At 68.2% G+C, this 15299-nt stretch carries 12 protein-coding genes; 7 read left to right on the plus strand and 5 right to left on the minus strand.

Translation table 11 applies throughout. The annotated features are described in order from the left end of the window. Positions 1-38: 38 nt before the first annotated feature. Genes ACZ4V1_RS11310 through rpmH form a run of 5 tightly spaced genes read right to left on the minus strand, consistent with a single transcriptional unit; the run spans position 39 to position 2755 of the window. Positions 39-551, minus strand: coding sequence for a Jag family protein (locus ACZ4V1_RS11310; protein ID WP_468332842.1), 513 nt, complete (start codon positions 549-551; stop codon positions 39-41). A gap of 15 nt (positions 552-566) precedes the next feature. Next, positions 567-1850 carry a membrane protein insertase YidC gene (yidC, locus tag ACZ4V1_RS11315; RefSeq protein WP_468332845.1) on the minus strand — a complete coding sequence of 428 codons (1284 nt, stop codon included), beginning with the start codon at positions 1848-1850 and terminating at the stop codon, positions 567-569. A 3-nt stretch (positions 1851-1853) separates the two neighbouring features. Continuing rightward, positions 1854-2228 (minus strand): membrane protein insertion efficiency factor YidD, encoded by a 375-nt coding sequence (gene yidD, locus ACZ4V1_RS11320; protein WP_468332848.1) that lies wholly within the window; start codon positions 2226-2228, stop codon positions 1854-1856. Next, positions 2225-2596: a ribonuclease P protein component gene (gene rnpA, locus ACZ4V1_RS11325; protein WP_468332851.1), complete on the minus strand. Its 372-nt coding sequence runs from the start codon at positions 2594-2596 to the stop codon at positions 2225-2227. Before rnpA ends, yidD begins: the two co-directional genes overlap by 4 nt. A 21-nt stretch (positions 2597-2617) precedes the next feature. Beyond that, complete coding sequence (rpmH, locus tag ACZ4V1_RS11330) at positions 2618-2755, minus strand: 50S ribosomal protein L34 (protein WP_003975051.1); 138 nt, start codon at positions 2753-2755, stop codon at positions 2618-2620. A 376-nt stretch (positions 2756-3131) separates the two neighbouring features. On the opposite strand from rpmH, the gene dnaA reads away from it, so the two are divergent. The 7 genes from dnaA to gyrA all read left to right on the plus strand — a co-directional run bounded on the left by dnaA (position 3132) and on the right by gyrA (position 15283). Further along, on the plus strand, positions 3132-5168 hold the full coding sequence (gene dnaA / locus ACZ4V1_RS11335) for a chromosomal replication initiator protein DnaA (RefSeq protein WP_468332854.1): 2037 nt from the start codon (positions 3132-3134) through the stop codon (positions 5166-5168). Positions 5169-6155: 987 nt separating this feature from the next. Further along, positions 6156-7286, plus strand: coding sequence for a DNA polymerase III subunit beta (gene dnaN, locus ACZ4V1_RS11340; RefSeq protein WP_121748020.1), 1131 nt, complete (start codon positions 6156-6158; stop codon positions 7284-7286). A 199-nt stretch (positions 7287-7485) separates the two neighbouring features. Continuing rightward, positions 7486-8361 carry a phosphogluconate dehydrogenase (NAD(+)-dependent, decarboxylating) gene (gnd, locus tag ACZ4V1_RS11345; RefSeq protein ID WP_468332858.1) on the plus strand — a complete coding sequence of 292 codons (876 nt, stop codon included), beginning with the start codon at positions 7486-7488 and terminating at the stop codon, positions 8359-8361. Between the two features lie 64 nt (positions 8362-8425). Next, positions 8426-9547 (plus strand): DNA replication/repair protein RecF, encoded by a 1122-nt coding sequence (gene recF, locus ACZ4V1_RS11350; protein ID WP_468332861.1) that lies wholly within the window; start codon positions 8426-8428, stop codon positions 9545-9547. Further along, positions 9544-10116 carry a DciA family protein gene (locus ACZ4V1_RS11355; RefSeq protein WP_468332864.1) on the plus strand — a complete coding sequence of 191 codons (573 nt, stop codon included), beginning with the start codon at positions 9544-9546 and terminating at the stop codon, positions 10114-10116. Before recF ends, ACZ4V1_RS11355 begins: the two co-directional genes overlap by 4 nt. A 469-nt stretch (positions 10117-10585) precedes the next feature. After that, positions 10586-12646 carry a DNA topoisomerase (ATP-hydrolyzing) subunit B gene (gene gyrB / locus ACZ4V1_RS11360; protein ID WP_468332867.1) on the plus strand — a complete coding sequence of 687 codons (2061 nt, stop codon included), beginning with the start codon at positions 10586-10588 and terminating at the stop codon, positions 12644-12646. A gap of 42 nt (positions 12647-12688) precedes the next feature. Then, positions 12689-15283 carry a DNA gyrase subunit A gene (gyrA, locus tag ACZ4V1_RS11365; RefSeq protein ID WP_468332870.1) on the plus strand — a complete coding sequence of 865 codons (2595 nt, stop codon included), beginning with the start codon at positions 12689-12691 and terminating at the stop codon, positions 15281-15283. Positions 15284-15299 lie beyond the last annotated feature (16 nt).

The following is a 15299-nucleotide window of genomic DNA, read 5'->3' on the forward strand; positions in this document are numbered from 1 at the left end:
CTGCGCAACAGACGGGGCCGGAGAACGTGGGGGGCCGATCAGGCGGGAAGCACGACGACGAAGCGCTCCGGCTCCTCGCCTTCGGACTCGCTGCGCAGCCCCGCCGCCTTGACCGCGTCGTGCACGACCTTGCGCTCGAACGGAGTCATCGGCTTCAGCCGCGCGGGCTCGCCGCTGCTCCTCACCTCGGCCGCGGCCTTGGCGCCCAGCTCGGAGAGCTCGGCACGCTTGTTGGCCCGGTATCCCGCGATGTCGAGCATCAGCCGGCTGCGGTCACCGGTCTCCCGGTGCACGGCCAGGCGCGTGAGCTCCTGCAGAGCCTCCAGCACCTCGCCGTCCCGGCCGACCAGTTTCTGCAGGTCACGGCTGTTCGTGTCGCTGACGATCGAGACAGAGGCACGGTCGGCCTCGACGTCCATGTCGATGTCGCCGTCGAGGTCGGCGATGTCGAGCAGACCCTCCAGGTAGTCCGCGGCGATCTCGCCCTCGTTCTCGAGACGAGTCAGGGTGTCTGCGCCCTCGGCAGCGGCGGAGGTGGTGCCTTCCGTCACGGGATGGACTCCTTCTTACTTCTTCGACGGGGACTTGGGCCGCTGCGGGCCCTTGCGCTGTCCGGACTGGGCCTTGCTGCGGCCACCGCCGCCGGACTTCTGCGCCGGCTTCTTGGCGGCGGCAGGCTTGGCGTCCTGCTTGCCGTCCTGCGGCTCGTCCGACTTGGTCAGCGAGGTCTTGGGCTCGGACTCGCCGGCCGCCTTCACGGACTGGCGCTGAGACTTGCTCTGCCGCTTGGGCTGCTGGCGCTTGGGCGTGGCCGGAGTGGCCACGGTCGCACCGTCCTCGGTCTGGGCGGCGACAGCGGTGTCGCTCTTCAGTACGGTGCCGTCGGTCTGGGCCGCGAGGCCCGCCTTGTTCAGACCGTTGATGAACTTCCGCTCGAACTCGTTGCGGTCCCGGCCCTTGGCGACGATGGCCTTCACGATGGCCTTCTCACCACGACCACGCGTCTTGCCGTGCTGGGTGACGCTCTTGTGCAGGCGATCCAGGTAGGCCGCCTGGGCCTTGGAACCCGGCGTCGGGTTGTTGCGGATGACGTACATCTGCTGGCCCATGGTCCACACGTTCGTGGTCAGCCAGTAGACGAGGACACCGACGGGGAAGTTGATGCCGAAGACGGCGAACATGACCGGGAAGACGTACATCAGCATCTTCTGCTGCTGCATGAACGGCGTCTTCACCGTCGTGTCGACGTTCTTCGTCATCAGCTGGCGCTGAGTGAAGAACTGCGACGCCGACATCAGCACGATCATGATCGCGGTGACGACCCGGACGTCCGTCAGCGAGGACCCGAGGGCCTCCACCTTGGAGGAGCCGTCGGTGAACTTCGCCGCCAGCGGCGCACCGAAGATGTGGGCCTTCTGCGCGCTCTCCAGCAGGCGGTCGTTGATCACGCCGATGGTGTCGTTCGACGCGATGCTGTTGAGCACGTGGTACAGGGCGAAGAAGAACGGGGACTGCGCCAGGATGGGAAGGCACGAGGAGAGCGGGTTGGTACCCGTCTCCTTGTACAGCTTCATCATCTCTTCGGACTGGCGCTGCTTGTCGTTCTTGTAGCGCTCCTGGATCTTCTTCATCTCCGGCTGGAGCGTCTGCATCCCGCGCGTCGCCTTGATCTGCTTCACGAAGAGCGGGATCAGGCAGATACGGATGAGGATCACCAGGGACACGATGGACAGGCCCCAGGCCCATCCGGTGTCCGGGCCGAAGATGGCGCCGTACACGCTGTGGAACTGGACGATGACCCAGGAGACAGGTGTCGTGATGAAGCTGAAGAGGCTGGCAATCGTGTCCACTAATCATGCTCCTTGGGCATGGGACTGGGTCTCTGCGGCCGGGCTCGAAGGGCTGGACGGACTCGTGGGAGAGGCCTGTCCTTCGATGGCCGGTTCGGCGGCGGAGGGCCCGCCCTTGCGTGCACGCCAGGCGTCACGCAGCATTTCGTGCCACCGCGGGCGCTTCCGCGGCGGAACATGGTCCACGCCGCCCGGCGACCACGGATTGCACCGCAGGATGCGCCAGGCGGTGAGCGCCGTGCCCTTGAGAGCACCGTGCCGGTCGACGGCCGTGTAGCCGTAGTGGGAACACGACGGGTAGTACTTGCACACCGGCCCCAGCAGTGGACTGATCGTCCACTGGTACAGCTTGATCAGAGCCAGCAGCGGGTACTTCATCGCGCGCCCCCTCCCAGTAGCCGCGTCAGGGCGGCGTCCAGGTCTCGGGCCAGCTGTGCATGGTCGGCGTCACCCGCACCGGGTAGCGCTCGTACGACTACCAGGCTACCGGGGGGAAACAGGTCGATCCGGTCGCGCATCAGATGGCGAAGCCTGCGCTTCACCTTGTTGCGCACCACCGCACCACCCACAGCTTTGCTCACGACGAAACCCGCACGTGTCGGGGGAGCGCTCTCCCCAGGCGCGTGCGGGTCCGTGGCACCGCTTGAAAGGTGGACGACGAGAGCCGGGCGTCCGGCCCGGCGGCCTCGTCGTACCGCGGTCGCGAAGTCCTCGCGCCGCCTCAGCCGGTTCTCGGTGGGCAGCACGATGTCATGACCTGACCGGGATCAGGCGGACAGACGGGCGCGACCCTTGCTGCGGCGAGTCGCGAGAATCGCGCGGCCGGCACGGGTCCGCATACGCAGCCGGAAACCGTGGGTCTTCGCGCGGCGACGGTTGTTCGGCTGGAAGGTGCGCTTGCTCACTCGGGGGCTCCAGAAAGAATCGGGGTTGGCGGGGTGCCGTCCTGGCTGTCACCGTGCGCCCACGAGTAGCTCGCGTTACGCCCGAGTGCACCGCTTTTCGATCACCTTGGACGTGACCTGTGCCCATCGGAGGCAGGCGGCAGCAGCCATCGACAACTCGACCTGGTCACGGTACGTGGGACTGCGCCATTCGGTCAAACCAGCGGTGACCGGGAGACACTTGTCCACAGGCTGGGGACAACAACTTGAACCCTACCGGCCGCGCTGACTACCGTGACTGAACTCCGATTCGTTCCCTTATCCCTGCCCCACCCGAGTTTCATCCCGACCCGTCCCCGAATCACACCTTCGAGGGACTCGTGAGAGAGCGTGCCCTGTGGCTGACGTACCTGCCGATCTTGCCGCAGTGTGGCCACGCGTACTGGAGCAACTCCTCGGGGAGGGCCGCGGGCAGGGCGTCGAGTCGAAGGACGAGCACTGGATCCGGCGCTGCCAGCCCCTCGCGCTGGTCGCCGACACCGCTCTGCTCGCCGTACCGAACGAATTTGCGAAGGGCGTACTGGAGGGCCGTCTCGCCCCCGTCGTCAGCGAGACCCTGAGCCGCGAATGCGGCCGCCCCATCCGCATCGCGATCACCGTCGACGACACCGCCGGCGAACCCGCGCCCCCTGCCCCTCAGGCGCCGCCCACCCGCCCACAGCCCCGCTACGAGGAGCCCGAGCTCCCTGCCCCCGGCCAGGGGCAGGGGCAGGGCCAGGGCGGCCGCGACGAGTACGAGGGGTACGGCCGCCACCGCGCCGACCAGCTCCCCACCGCACGCCCCGCCTACCCGCAGGAGTATCAGCGCCCCGAGCCGGGCTCCTGGCCGCGCCCCACGCAGCAGGACGACTACGGCTGGCAGCAGCAGCGCCTCGGCTTCCCCGAACGGGACCCCTACGCATCACCGCCCCAGGAAACCTACGGCCAGGAGCCGTACCCCAAGGACTCGTATCCCAAGGACTCGTATCCCAAGGACTCGTATCCCAAGGACTCGTATCAGCAGGACTACCGTCCGCAGTCGCCCGACCGCCCGCCCTACGACTCCCAGCGCGGCGGATACGAGCGCGGCGACTACGAACGCGGCGGTCACGAACGCGGTGGTCACGAGCGCGGCGACTACGAACGCGGTGGTCACGAGCGCGGCGACCACGAGCAGCCCCGCAACGACTACGACCAGCCGCGCGGCGACTACGACCAGCGCGGCCCCCGGCGGGACCTGCCCGAGCCGCCTTCCGGTTCCGGCCACGTCCACCGCGGCGGCCCCGTCGGCCCCGGCCCCGCCACCGGTGCCCCCGGCCCGCTGGCCGCACAACCCGCGCCGGCGACCGGACCCGGCGAACCGACCGCACGGCTGAACCCGAAGTACCTCTTCGACACCTTCGTCATCGGCGCCTCCAACCGCTTCGCCCACGCGGCGGCCGTCGCGGTGGCCGAAGCCCCCGCGAAGGCCTACAACCCCCTCTTCATCTACGGGGAGTCGGGCCTCGGCAAGACCCATCTGCTGCACGCCATCGGGCACTACGCCCGCAGCCTCTATCCCGGCACACGCGTGCGCTACGTGAGCTCCGAGGAGTTCACCAACGAGTTCATCAACTCCATCCGCGACGGCAAGGGCGACAGTTTCCGCAAGCGCTACCGCGAGATGGACATCCTGCTCGTCGACGACATCCAGTTCCTCGCGGACAAGGAGTCGACGCAGGAGGAGTTCTTCCACACCTTCAACACGCTCCACAACGCCAACAAGCAGATCGTCCTGTCCTCCGACCGGCCCCCCAAACAGCTCGTCACGCTGGAGGACCGGCTGCGGAACCGTTTCGAGTGGGGCCTGATCACGGACGTCCAGCCGCCCGAGCTGGAGACCCGCATCGCGATCCTGCGCAAGAAGGCGGTGCAGGAGCAGCTCAACGCCCCGCCGGAGGTACTGGAGTTCATCGCGTCCCGGATCTCACGCAACATCCGCGAGCTGGAGGGCGCGCTGATCCGGGTGACGGCGTTCGCCTCGCTCAACCGGCAGCCGGTCGACCTCGGGCTGACGGAGATCGTCCTCAAGGACCTGATTCCCGGCGGTGAGGACTCGGCTCCCGAGATCACGTCCACGGCCATCATGGGCGCGACCGCCGACTACTTCGGCCTCACCGTCGAGGACCTGTGCGGCACCTCGCGCGGGCGCGCGCTGGTGACGGCCCGGCAGATCGCCATGTACCTGTGCCGCGAGCTGACGGACCTCTCGCTGCCGAAGATCGGTGCACTGTTCGGCGGCCGGGACCACACCACGGTGATGCACGCCGACCGCAAGATCCGCAATCTGATGGCCGAGCGGCGCTCCATCTACAACCAGGTGACCGAGCTGACCAACCGCATCAAGAACGGCTGACGGCCACCGGCCCAGCCCCGGACGCAGACGCCGGCCACCGAGGCGCCCCGAGCACTCGCCGGGGCGCCTTTTACGTGCCTGTTTTACGTGCCTGCGGAGGGCCCTCCGTGCCTGCGGACGGCCCCTCCTCCGTGCCCGCAAGCGCCCTTCCGTGGCCCGCCGGCGACCCTCGCCGCCTTCGGGGCCCCTCTCCGCCCCGCTCCCGGTGTTCGAATACCTTCCGGGTTACGGCCTCTCTCCACAGATTCGGCGACTTTTTTCCGTCCACACCTTGGGGACCGGGAAGTTGTCCCGATCCTGTCCACAGGCCAGGGTGTTGAGGAATCATCAGGCCAGGTCAGCTCCCTGTGGATTCGTGGACGAAGGATCTCCACAGGCTGTGGACAACGAGTGGGTCCACAGGCTGTGCATCAAGTTGTCCACGGGCAACCCACAGGCTGGGGCATGTTGTCCCCAGCGATCCCCAGCTTCTCCACATGCCTGTCCACTGTTCGGCAACGCGACGCGCCCTGTCACCGCGTCGAGTGAAAGGCGTCACATCAAGGCGCCTGGTTGGGCTGTGGGAAACGTGGGTAAACCTGGGGACGGCTCTGGGGAGAAGTCGCCTCTGCCTGTGCACGGAGTGTGCAGAACTTTCTGTTCTCCACAGATACGCCCGGTTGTCCACCGGCTCCGCCCACAGGCCCGGTGGACAAAATTCGTGCTCTGACCTGCGCAAACGAGGTTATCCACGGTTTCCACAGGCCCTACTACTACTCCCGACTAGAGAGAGTGCGGAATTCGTTTCGAAGCGGGTCCTGTGCACAACTCGCCCTCTCGAGCCCGACCGCCCCTCGTCACGACTTGACCCCGAACGGCACCTACTGTCAGTGGGGTGCGTCAGACTGGTCCCCGGTGTTCTGCCCCCCACGGGGTCCGACGACACCGACCCAGACGACGAAGGCCAGGCAGGGCGAGAAGCGCCGGCAACAGCAGGAGGCGGCAACAGTGAAGATCCGGGTGGAACGCGACGTACTCGCGGAGGCAGTGGCCTGGGCGGCTCGCAGCCTCCCGGCCCGTCCGCCGGCGCCGGTCCTCGCGGGCCTGCTGCTGAAGGCCGAGGAGGGGCAGCTGAGCCTGTCCAGCTTCGACTACGAGGTCTCCGCACGGGTCTCGGTCGAGGCGGAGATCGAGGAGGAGGGCACGGTCCTCGTCTCCGGCCGCCTGCTCGCCGACATCTCCCGCGCCCTCCCCAACCGGCCGGTGGAGATTTCCACAGACGGTGTACGGGCGACGGTGGTCTGCGGCTCCTCCCGCTTCACCCTCCACACCCTGCCGGTGGAGGAGTACCCGGCGCTGCCGCAGATGCCGGAGGCGACCGGCACGGTCCCCGGCGAGGTCTTCGCCTCGGCCGTGCAGCAGGTCGCCATCGCCGCCGGCCGTGACGACACGCTGCCCGTCCTCACCGGTGTGCGCATCGAGATCGAGGGCGACTCGGTGACGCTGGCCTCCACCGACCGCTACCGCTTCGCGGTCCGCGAGTTCCTGTGGAAGCCGGAGAACCCGGAGGTCTCCGCGGTCGCCCTGGTGCCCGCCAAGACGCTCCAGGACACCGCCAAGGCGCTGACCAGCGGCGACCAGGTGATCCTGGCGCTGTCCGGCTCGGGCGCGGGCGAGGGCCTCATCGGCTTCGAGGGTGCGGGCCGCCGGACGACGACGCGTCTGCTGGAGGGCGACCTCCCGAAGTACAAGACGCTCTTCCCGACGGAGTTCAACAGCGTCGCCGTGATCGAGACCGCCCCCTTCGTGGAGGCCGTCAAGCGCGTGGCCCTGGTCGCCGAGCGCAACACCCCGGTACGGCTCAGCTTCGAGCAGGGCGTGCTCATCCTGGAGGCGGGCTCCAGCGACGACGCACAGGCTGTGGAAAGGGTCGACGCGCAGCTGGAGGGCGACGACATCTCGATCGCCTTCAACCCGACCTTCCTGCTGGACGGTCTGAGCGCGATCGACTCGCCGGTGGCCCAGCTGTCCTTCACGACGTCCACGAAGCCGGCGCTGCTCAGCGGCAAGCCCGCGGTGGACGCCGAGGCCGACGAGGCCTACAAGTACCTGATCATGCCGGTGCGGCTGAGCGGCTGAGCCCTCGCGGCTCGGCGCCGGTTGTCCACAGGGTGAGGGTAAGCCCGCAGGTGAGGGCGTACGTATGAGCGCGTACGCCCACAGCTGTGCACGGGCGTCCGGGTTTAGGCTCGGACGCGGGTACGAAAGTGCCACGGCACGCTTCCGGCGGGTTGGGACGTGCCGCCCCGCCACCTCGCACACCTAAGGAACGCAACTGATGGAGCTCGGTCTCGTCGGCCTCGGCAAAATGGGCGGCAACATGCGCGAGCGGATCCGCCGCGCGGGCCACACCGTCGTCGGATACGACCGCAATCCGGATCTCGCCGATGTGCACAGCCTGGAAGAGCTTGTGGGCAAGCTCAGCGCCCCGCGCGTGGTCTGGGTCATGGTCCCGGCCGGCGAGGCGACCCAGGCCACCGTCGACCGGCTCGGCGAGCTGCTGGAGCCCGGTGACGTCGTCGTGGACGGCGGGAACTCCCGCTGGACGGACGACGAGAAGCACGCCGGGGAGCTGGCCGCCAAGGGCATAGGCTTCGTCGACTGCGGTGTCTCCGGCGGCGTCTGGGGCCTGGAGAACGGTTACGCGCTGATGTACGGCGGCGACGCCGAGAACGTCGCCAAGGTGCAGCCGGTCTTCGACGCCCTCAAGCCGGAGGGCGACTTCGGCGCCGTGCACGCCGGCAAGGTCGGCGCGGGCCACTTCGCGAAGATGGTCCACAACGGCATCGAGTACGCGATGATGCAGGCCTACGCCGAGGGCTGGGAGCTGCTGGAGAAGGTCGACTCCGTGGAGAACGTCCGCGAGGTCTTCCGGTCCTGGCAGGAGGGCACGGTGATCCGTTCCTGGCTGCTGGACCTGGCGGTCAACGCGCTCGACGAGGACGAGCACCTGGGCGGGCTGCGGGGTTATGCACAGGACTCCGGCGAGGGACGCTGGACCGTGGAGGCGGCCATCGACAACGCGGTGCCGCTGCCGGCGATCACGGCGTCGCTGTTCGCGCGGTTCGCGTCCCGGCAGGACGACTCGCCGCAGATGAAGATGATCGCCGCGCTGCGAAACCAGTTCGGCGGCCACGCGGTCGAGAAGAAGTAGCAGATACCCGAAGGTCAACGCCTGAAGGTCAACACCCGAAGGTTGGGGAGGTCGGCGAACGACCATGCACGTCACGCATCTGTCGCTGGCCGACTTCCGTTCGTACGCCCGGGTCGAGGTCCCGCTGGACCCGGGCGTCACCGCCTTCGTCGGCCCGAACGGGCAGGGCAAGACGAACCTCGTCGAGGCGGTCGGCTACCTGGCAACCCTCGGCAGCCACCGGGTCTCCTCCGACGCCCCCCTGGTGCGCGTGGGCGCCGAGCGCGCCGTGATCCGCGCCCAGGTCCGGCAGGGAGAGCGGCAGCAGCTGATCGAGCTGGAGCTGAACCCGGGCCGCGCCAACCGAGCCCGTATCAACAGGTCCTCCCAGGTCAGGCCGCGTGACGTGCTGGGCATCGTGCGCACCGTGCTGTTCGCGCCCGAGGACCTCGCGCTGGTGAAGGGCGATCCCGGTGAGCGACGCCGCTTCCTGGACGAGCTGATCACTGCCCGCTCCCCGCGCATGGCCGGGGTGCGATCCGACTACGAACGGGTCCTGAGGCAGCGCAACACCCTGCTGAAGTCGGCCGCGCTCGCCCGCCGCCACGGCGGCCGCACGATGGACCTGTCGACGCTCGACGTCTGGGACCAGCACCTCGCGCGCGCGGGTGCCGAGTTGCTGGCTCAGCGCCTCGACCTGATCGCCGCCGTGCAGCCGCTGGCGGACAAGGCGTACGAGCAGCTGGCCCCGGGTGGTGGTCCCGTCGCCCTCGAGTACAAGCCGTCCGCGCCCGGTGACGCGCACACGCGCGAGGATCTGTTCGAGCAGCTGATGGCCGCGCTCGCCGAGGCTCGCAAGCAGGAGATCGAGCGGGGCGTCACCCTGGTGGGGCCGCACCGGGACGATCTGCTTCTCAAACTCGGTCAGCTGCCGGCCAAGGGGTACGCCTCCCACGGCGAGTCGTGGTCCTACGCCCTGGCGTTGCGGCTGGCGTCGTTCGATCTCCTCAGAGCGGAGGGCAACGAGCCGGTCCTCGTCCTCGACGACGTTTTCGCCGAGCTGGACGCCCGGCGCCGGGAGCGGCTGGCCGAGCTGGTGGCGCCCGGTGAGCAGGTGCTGGTGACGGCCGCGGTCGACGACGATGTTCCGGGTGTGCTGGCGGGTGTGCGGTTCACGGTGGCCGAGGGTTCGGTGGAGCGCGTATGAGCGGGGACGAGCCGGTCCCCGGGGGGCCCTCCGATGAGGGCGCGAACGGCAAGGGCGGCCCGGAGCCGTCGGGCGTCGACCTCGCGCGGGTGGCACTCAGGGCGGCGCGGGAGGCGGCACGGGCGCGTGGTGACGCGGCGCAGCAGAAGAAGCAGGCACGGCGCGGCGGCCTGCGCTCCGGGGCGCGTGCCGACGGCCGTGATCCGATGGCGTTGGGTTCGGCGATCAACCGGCTGATCACCGAGCGCGGCTGGGAGACGCCGGCCGCCGTGGGCGGGGTGATGGGCCGCTGGCCGGAGATCGTCGGTGCGGACGTGGCCAAGCACTGTGTGCCGGAGCGGTACGACGAGGACGAGCGGGTGCTGGTCGTCCGGTGCGATTCGACGGCGTGGGCGACGAATCTGCGGCTGCTCGCCCCGACGCTGGTGGCCCGCCTGAACGAGGATCTCGGACACGGGTCGGTGCGGGTGATCAAGGTGCTGGGGCCCGGTGGCGCCGGTGGTCCCGGTCGTCGTTACGGGCCGCTGCGCGCGCCCGGCAGCCGGGGCCCGGGCGACACCTACGGGTGAGCCGCGGGCGCGGTGTGCGGGCGGTCTGACGGTGGTCTGACGGTGGTCTGGCACCCCGTCAAAGGTGGGTGATGTACCTCACATAATTGGGTGTCTGCGGTGGGTGTGAACCGCCGACACTCTCTTCGTCACACAACCGCACGCGGTTGCGAATCACGATCTGACTCCCAAGTAGCCAAGGGTTGACGCCTCGAAGCGCTGAGTGCCGTTGTGAGCCTCTTGGGGCCCCCATCCCCATATCGGGAGTCGGACGAGCCTCGTTCAGGGCGGCACATGCGGACTCAGGTACCGGCAAACCCCCATCAGTGTCAGTGGTACCGGTAGAATGGAAGACAATCCCGCCCCGAACGTGGGGACCGTCCGGGACTAGCTGAGCAACGCTGATCAAGGCTTACCAACGCAACATGCCGCAGCCGCTCCGGCAACCTGCCGACGAGCCCGGCTCGTGCTGTGCCAGAAAGGGCGCTTCGTGGCCGATTCCGGCAACCCCAACGAGAACAACCCGTCCACCGACACCGGCGTGAGCGACGCGGTGAGCACCTCGAACGCCGAGGCGCCCGCCTCGTACGACGCCAGTGCCATCACCGTCCTCGAGGGCCTGGACGCGGTCCGCAAGCGACCCGGCATGTACATCGGCTCGACCGGTGAACGTGGCCTGCATCACCTGGTGCAGGAGGTCGTGGACAACTCCGTCGACGAGGCGCTCGCCGGCCACGCGGACACGGTGGACGTCACGATCCTCGCGGACGGCGGTGTCCGGGTCGTCGACAACGGCCGTGGCATCCCGGTGGGCATCGTCCCCTCCGAGGGCAAGCCCGCAGTGGAGGTCGTGCTGACCGTGCTGCACGCGGGCGGCAAGTTCGGCGGCGGCGGCTACGCGGTCTCGGGTGGTCTGCACGGCGTGGGTGTCTCCGTCGTCAACGCCCTCTCCACGAGGGTTGCCGTAGAGGTCAGGACCGACGGCTACCGCTGGACGCAGGACTACAAGCTGGGTGTCCCCACGGCACCGCTGGCCCGGCACGAGGCCACCGAGGAGACCGGCACGTCGGTCACCTTCTGGGCCGACGGTGACATCTTCGAGAGCACCGACTACTCCTTCGAGACGCTCTCCCGGCGCTTTCAGGAGATGGCCTTCCTCAACAAGGGCCTGAGGATCAACCTCACCGACGAGCGTGAGTCGGCGAAGGCCACCGCCGGCGCGGACGAGGCGGGCGAGGACGAGAAGCACGAGGTCAAGACCGTCTCGTACCACTACGAGGGCGGCATCGTCGACTTCGTGAAGTACCTCAACTCCCGCAAGGGAGAGCTGGTGCACCCCACCGTGATCGACCTCGAGGCCGAGGACAGGGACAAGAGCCTGTCGCTCGAGATCGCGATGCAGTGGAACGGCGGTTACACCGAGGGTGTCTACTCCTTCGCCAACATCATCCACACCCACGAGGGCGGTACGCACGAGGAGGGCTTCCGTGCGGCGCTGACCTCGCTCATCAACAAGTACGCGCGCGACAAGCGCCTGCTGCGCGAGAAGGACGACAACCTCACGGGTGACGACGTCCGCGAGGGTCTGACGGCGATCATCTCGGTGAAGCTGGGCGAGCCGCAGTTCGAGGGCCAGACCAAGACCAAGCTGGGCAACACGGAGGTCAAGACCTTCGTCCAGCGGGTGGTCTACGAGCGCCTGGCCGACTGGCTCGACCGCAATCCGAACGAGGCGGCGGACATCATCCGCAAGGGCATCCAGGCGGCCACCGCGCGCGTGGCGGCCCGCAAGGCCCGTGACCTGACCCGTCGTAAGGGCCTGCTGGAGACGGCGTCGCTGCCGGGCAAGCTGTCCGACTGCCAGTCGAACGACCCGGTCAAGTGCGAGATCTTCATCGTGGAGGGCGACTCCGCCGGCGGCTCGGCCAAGTCCGGCCGTAACCCGCAGTACCAGGCGATCCTCCCGATCCGCGGCAAGATCCTCAACGTCGAGAAGGCGCGCATCGACCGGATCCTGCAGAACCAGGAGATCCAGGCGATGATCTCCGCGTTCGGCACGGGCGTGCACGAGGACTTCGACATCGAGAAGCTCCGCTATCACAAGATCATCCTGATGGCGGACGCCGACGTCGACGGCCAGCACATCAACACCCTGCTGCTGACCTTCCTGTTCCGCTTCATGCGGCCGCTGGTCGAGGCCGGCCACGTGTACCTGTCCCGTCCGCCGCTCTACAAGATCAAGTGGGGCCGGGACGACTTCGAGTACGCGTACTCCGACCGTGAGCGCGACGCGCTGATCGAGATGGGCCGCAACGCCGGCAAGCGCATCCGCGAGGACTCCGTGCAGCGCTTCAAGGGTCTCGGCGAGATGAACGCCGAGGAACTGCGCATCACGACCATGGACCAGGAGCACCGCGTGCTCGGCCAGGTCACGCTGGACGACGCCGCGCAGGCCGACGACCTGTTCTCGGTGCTGATGGGCGAGGACGTCGAGGCACGGCGCGCGTTCATCCAGCGCAACGCCAAGGACGTCCGCTTCCTCGACATCTGAGTCGGTCTCAGCTGACCGCACCAGGAAGGATCTTCACCAGCAATGACCGACGAGAACACTCCTGTGACGACGCCCGAGGGTGACGCCCTGGCGATGCGTGTCGAGCCCGTCGGGCTCGAGACCGAGATGCAGCGCTCGTACCTCGACTACGCGATGTCCGTCATCGTCTCGCGTGCGCTGCCCGACGTCCGCGACGGCCTCAAGCCCGTGCACCGCCGCGTGCTGTACGCCATGTACGACGGTGGCTACCGCCCCGAGCGCGGCTTCTACAAGTGCGCCCGCGTCGTCGGCGACGTCATGGGCAACTACCACCCGCACGGCGACTCCTCCATCTACGACGCCCTGGTCCGCCTCGCCCAGCCGTGGTCGATGCGGATGCCGCTCGTCGACTCCAACGGCAACTTCGGTTCGCCGGGCAACGACCCGGCGGCGGCCATGCGGTACACCGAGTGCAAGATGGCGCCGCTGGCCATGGAGATGGTCCGGGACATCGACGAGGAGACCGTCGACTTCACGGACAACTACGACGGCCGCTCCCAGGAGCCGACCGTCCTGCCCGCCCGCTTCCCGAATCTGCTGATCAACGGCTCGGCCGGTATCGCGGTCGGCATGGCGACCAACATCCCGCCGCACAACCTGCGCGAGGTCGCGGCCGGCGCCCAGTGGTACCTGGAGAACTACGAGGCCTCGCACGAGGAGCTGCTGGACGCGCTCATCGAGCGCATCAAGGGTCCCGACTTCCCGACCGGCGCGCTGGTGGTGGGCCGCAAGGGCATCGAGGAGGCCTACCGCACCGGGCGCGGTTCGATCACCATGCGCGCGGTCGTCGAGGTCGAGGAGATCCAGAACCGCCAGTGCCTGGTGGTCACGGAGCTGCCGTACCAGACCAACCCCGACAACCTCGCGCAGAAGATCGCCGACCTGGTGAAGGACGGCAAGATCGGCGGGATCGCGGACGTCCGTGACGAGACGTCGTCCCGCACCGGCCAGCGCCTGGTCATCGTGCTCAAGCGGGACGCGGTCGCCAAGGTCGTGCTGAACAACCTGTACAAGCACACCGACCTGCAGTCGAACTTCAGCGCCAACATGCTGGCCCTGGTCGACGGCGTCCCGCGCACCCTCTCCCTGGACGCGTTCATCCGACACTGGGTGAACCACCAGATCGAGGTCATCGTCCGGCGTACGAAGTTCCGCCTGCGCAAGGCCGAGGAGCGGGCGCACATCCTGCGCGGCCTGCTCAAGGCCCTGGACGCCATCGACGAGGTCATCGCGCTGATCCGGCGCAGCGACACCGTGGAGATCGCGCGCGGCGGCCTGATGGACCTCCTCGTCATCGACGAGATCCAGGCCAACGCGATCCTGGAGATGCAGCTGCGCCGCCTGGCGGCGCTGGAGCGCCAGAAGATTGTCCGGGAGCACGACGAGCTCCAGGCGAAGATCACCGAGTACAACGAGATCCTCTCCTCCCCGGTCCGCCAGCGCGGGATCGTCGGCGAGGAGCTGACCGCGCTCGTCGAGAAGTACGGCGACGACCGCAAGACCAAGCTGATCCCGTACGAGGGCGACATGTCCATCGAGGACCTGATCGCCGAAGAGGACATCGTCGTCACGGTCACCCGGGGCGGCTACATCAAGCGCACCAAGACCGACGACTACCGGGCCCAGAAGCGCGGCGGCAAGGGCGTACGCGGCACGAAGCTCAAGGAAGACGACATCGTCAACCACTTCTTCGTGTCCACCACGCACCACTGGCTGCTGTTCTTCACCAACAAGGGCCGGGTCTACCGGGCGAAGGCCTACGAGCTGCCCGACGCCGGCCGGGACGCGCGCGGCCAGCACGTGGCGAACCTGCTGGCCTTCCAGCCGGACGAGACGATCGCCCAGATCCGCGCGATCCGCGACTACGAGGCGGTCCCCTACCTGGTCCTGGCCACGAAGGCGGGTCTGGTGAAGAAGACGCCGCTCAAGGACTACGACTCGCCGCGCTCGGGCGGCGTGATCGCCATCAACCTGCGCGAGCAGGAGGACGGTTCGGATGACGAGCTGATCGGAGCCGAACTGGTATCGGCCGACGACGATCTGCTGCTGATCAGCAAGAAGGCGCAGTCGATCAGGTTCACCGCCTCGGACGACACGCTGCGCCCGATGGGGCGTGCCACCTCGGGCGTGAAGGGCATGAGTTTCCGTGAAGGGGACGAGCTGCTCTCGATGAATGTTGTTCGAGCCGGTACGTTCGTGTTCACTGCCACCGACGGCGGGTACGCGAAGCGGACCTCCGTCGACGAGTACCGCGTCCAGGGCCGCGGCGGCCTCGGCATCAAGGCTGCCAAGATCGTCGAGGACCGTGGGTCGCTCGTGGGTGCGCTGGTGGTCGAGGAGCACGACGAGATCCTCGCCATCACACTCTCGGGCGGTGTGATTCGTACGCGAGTCAGCGGGGTCAGGGAGACGGGCCGTGACACCATGGGTGTCCAACTGATCAATCTGGGCAAGCGCGATGCCGTCGTCGGCATCGCACGCAACGCCGAGGCGGGACGCGAGGCGGAGGAGGTCGACGGCGATGTGGTCGTCGACGAGACCGCCGAGGATGCCGCGACCACCGGCACGGACGAGGGTGAGGCGCCCTCGGCCGAGTAGCACGAGGAGAGAGTCA

The sequence above is a fragment of the Streptomyces sp. NPDC028991 genome (genome assembly GCF_055564775.1).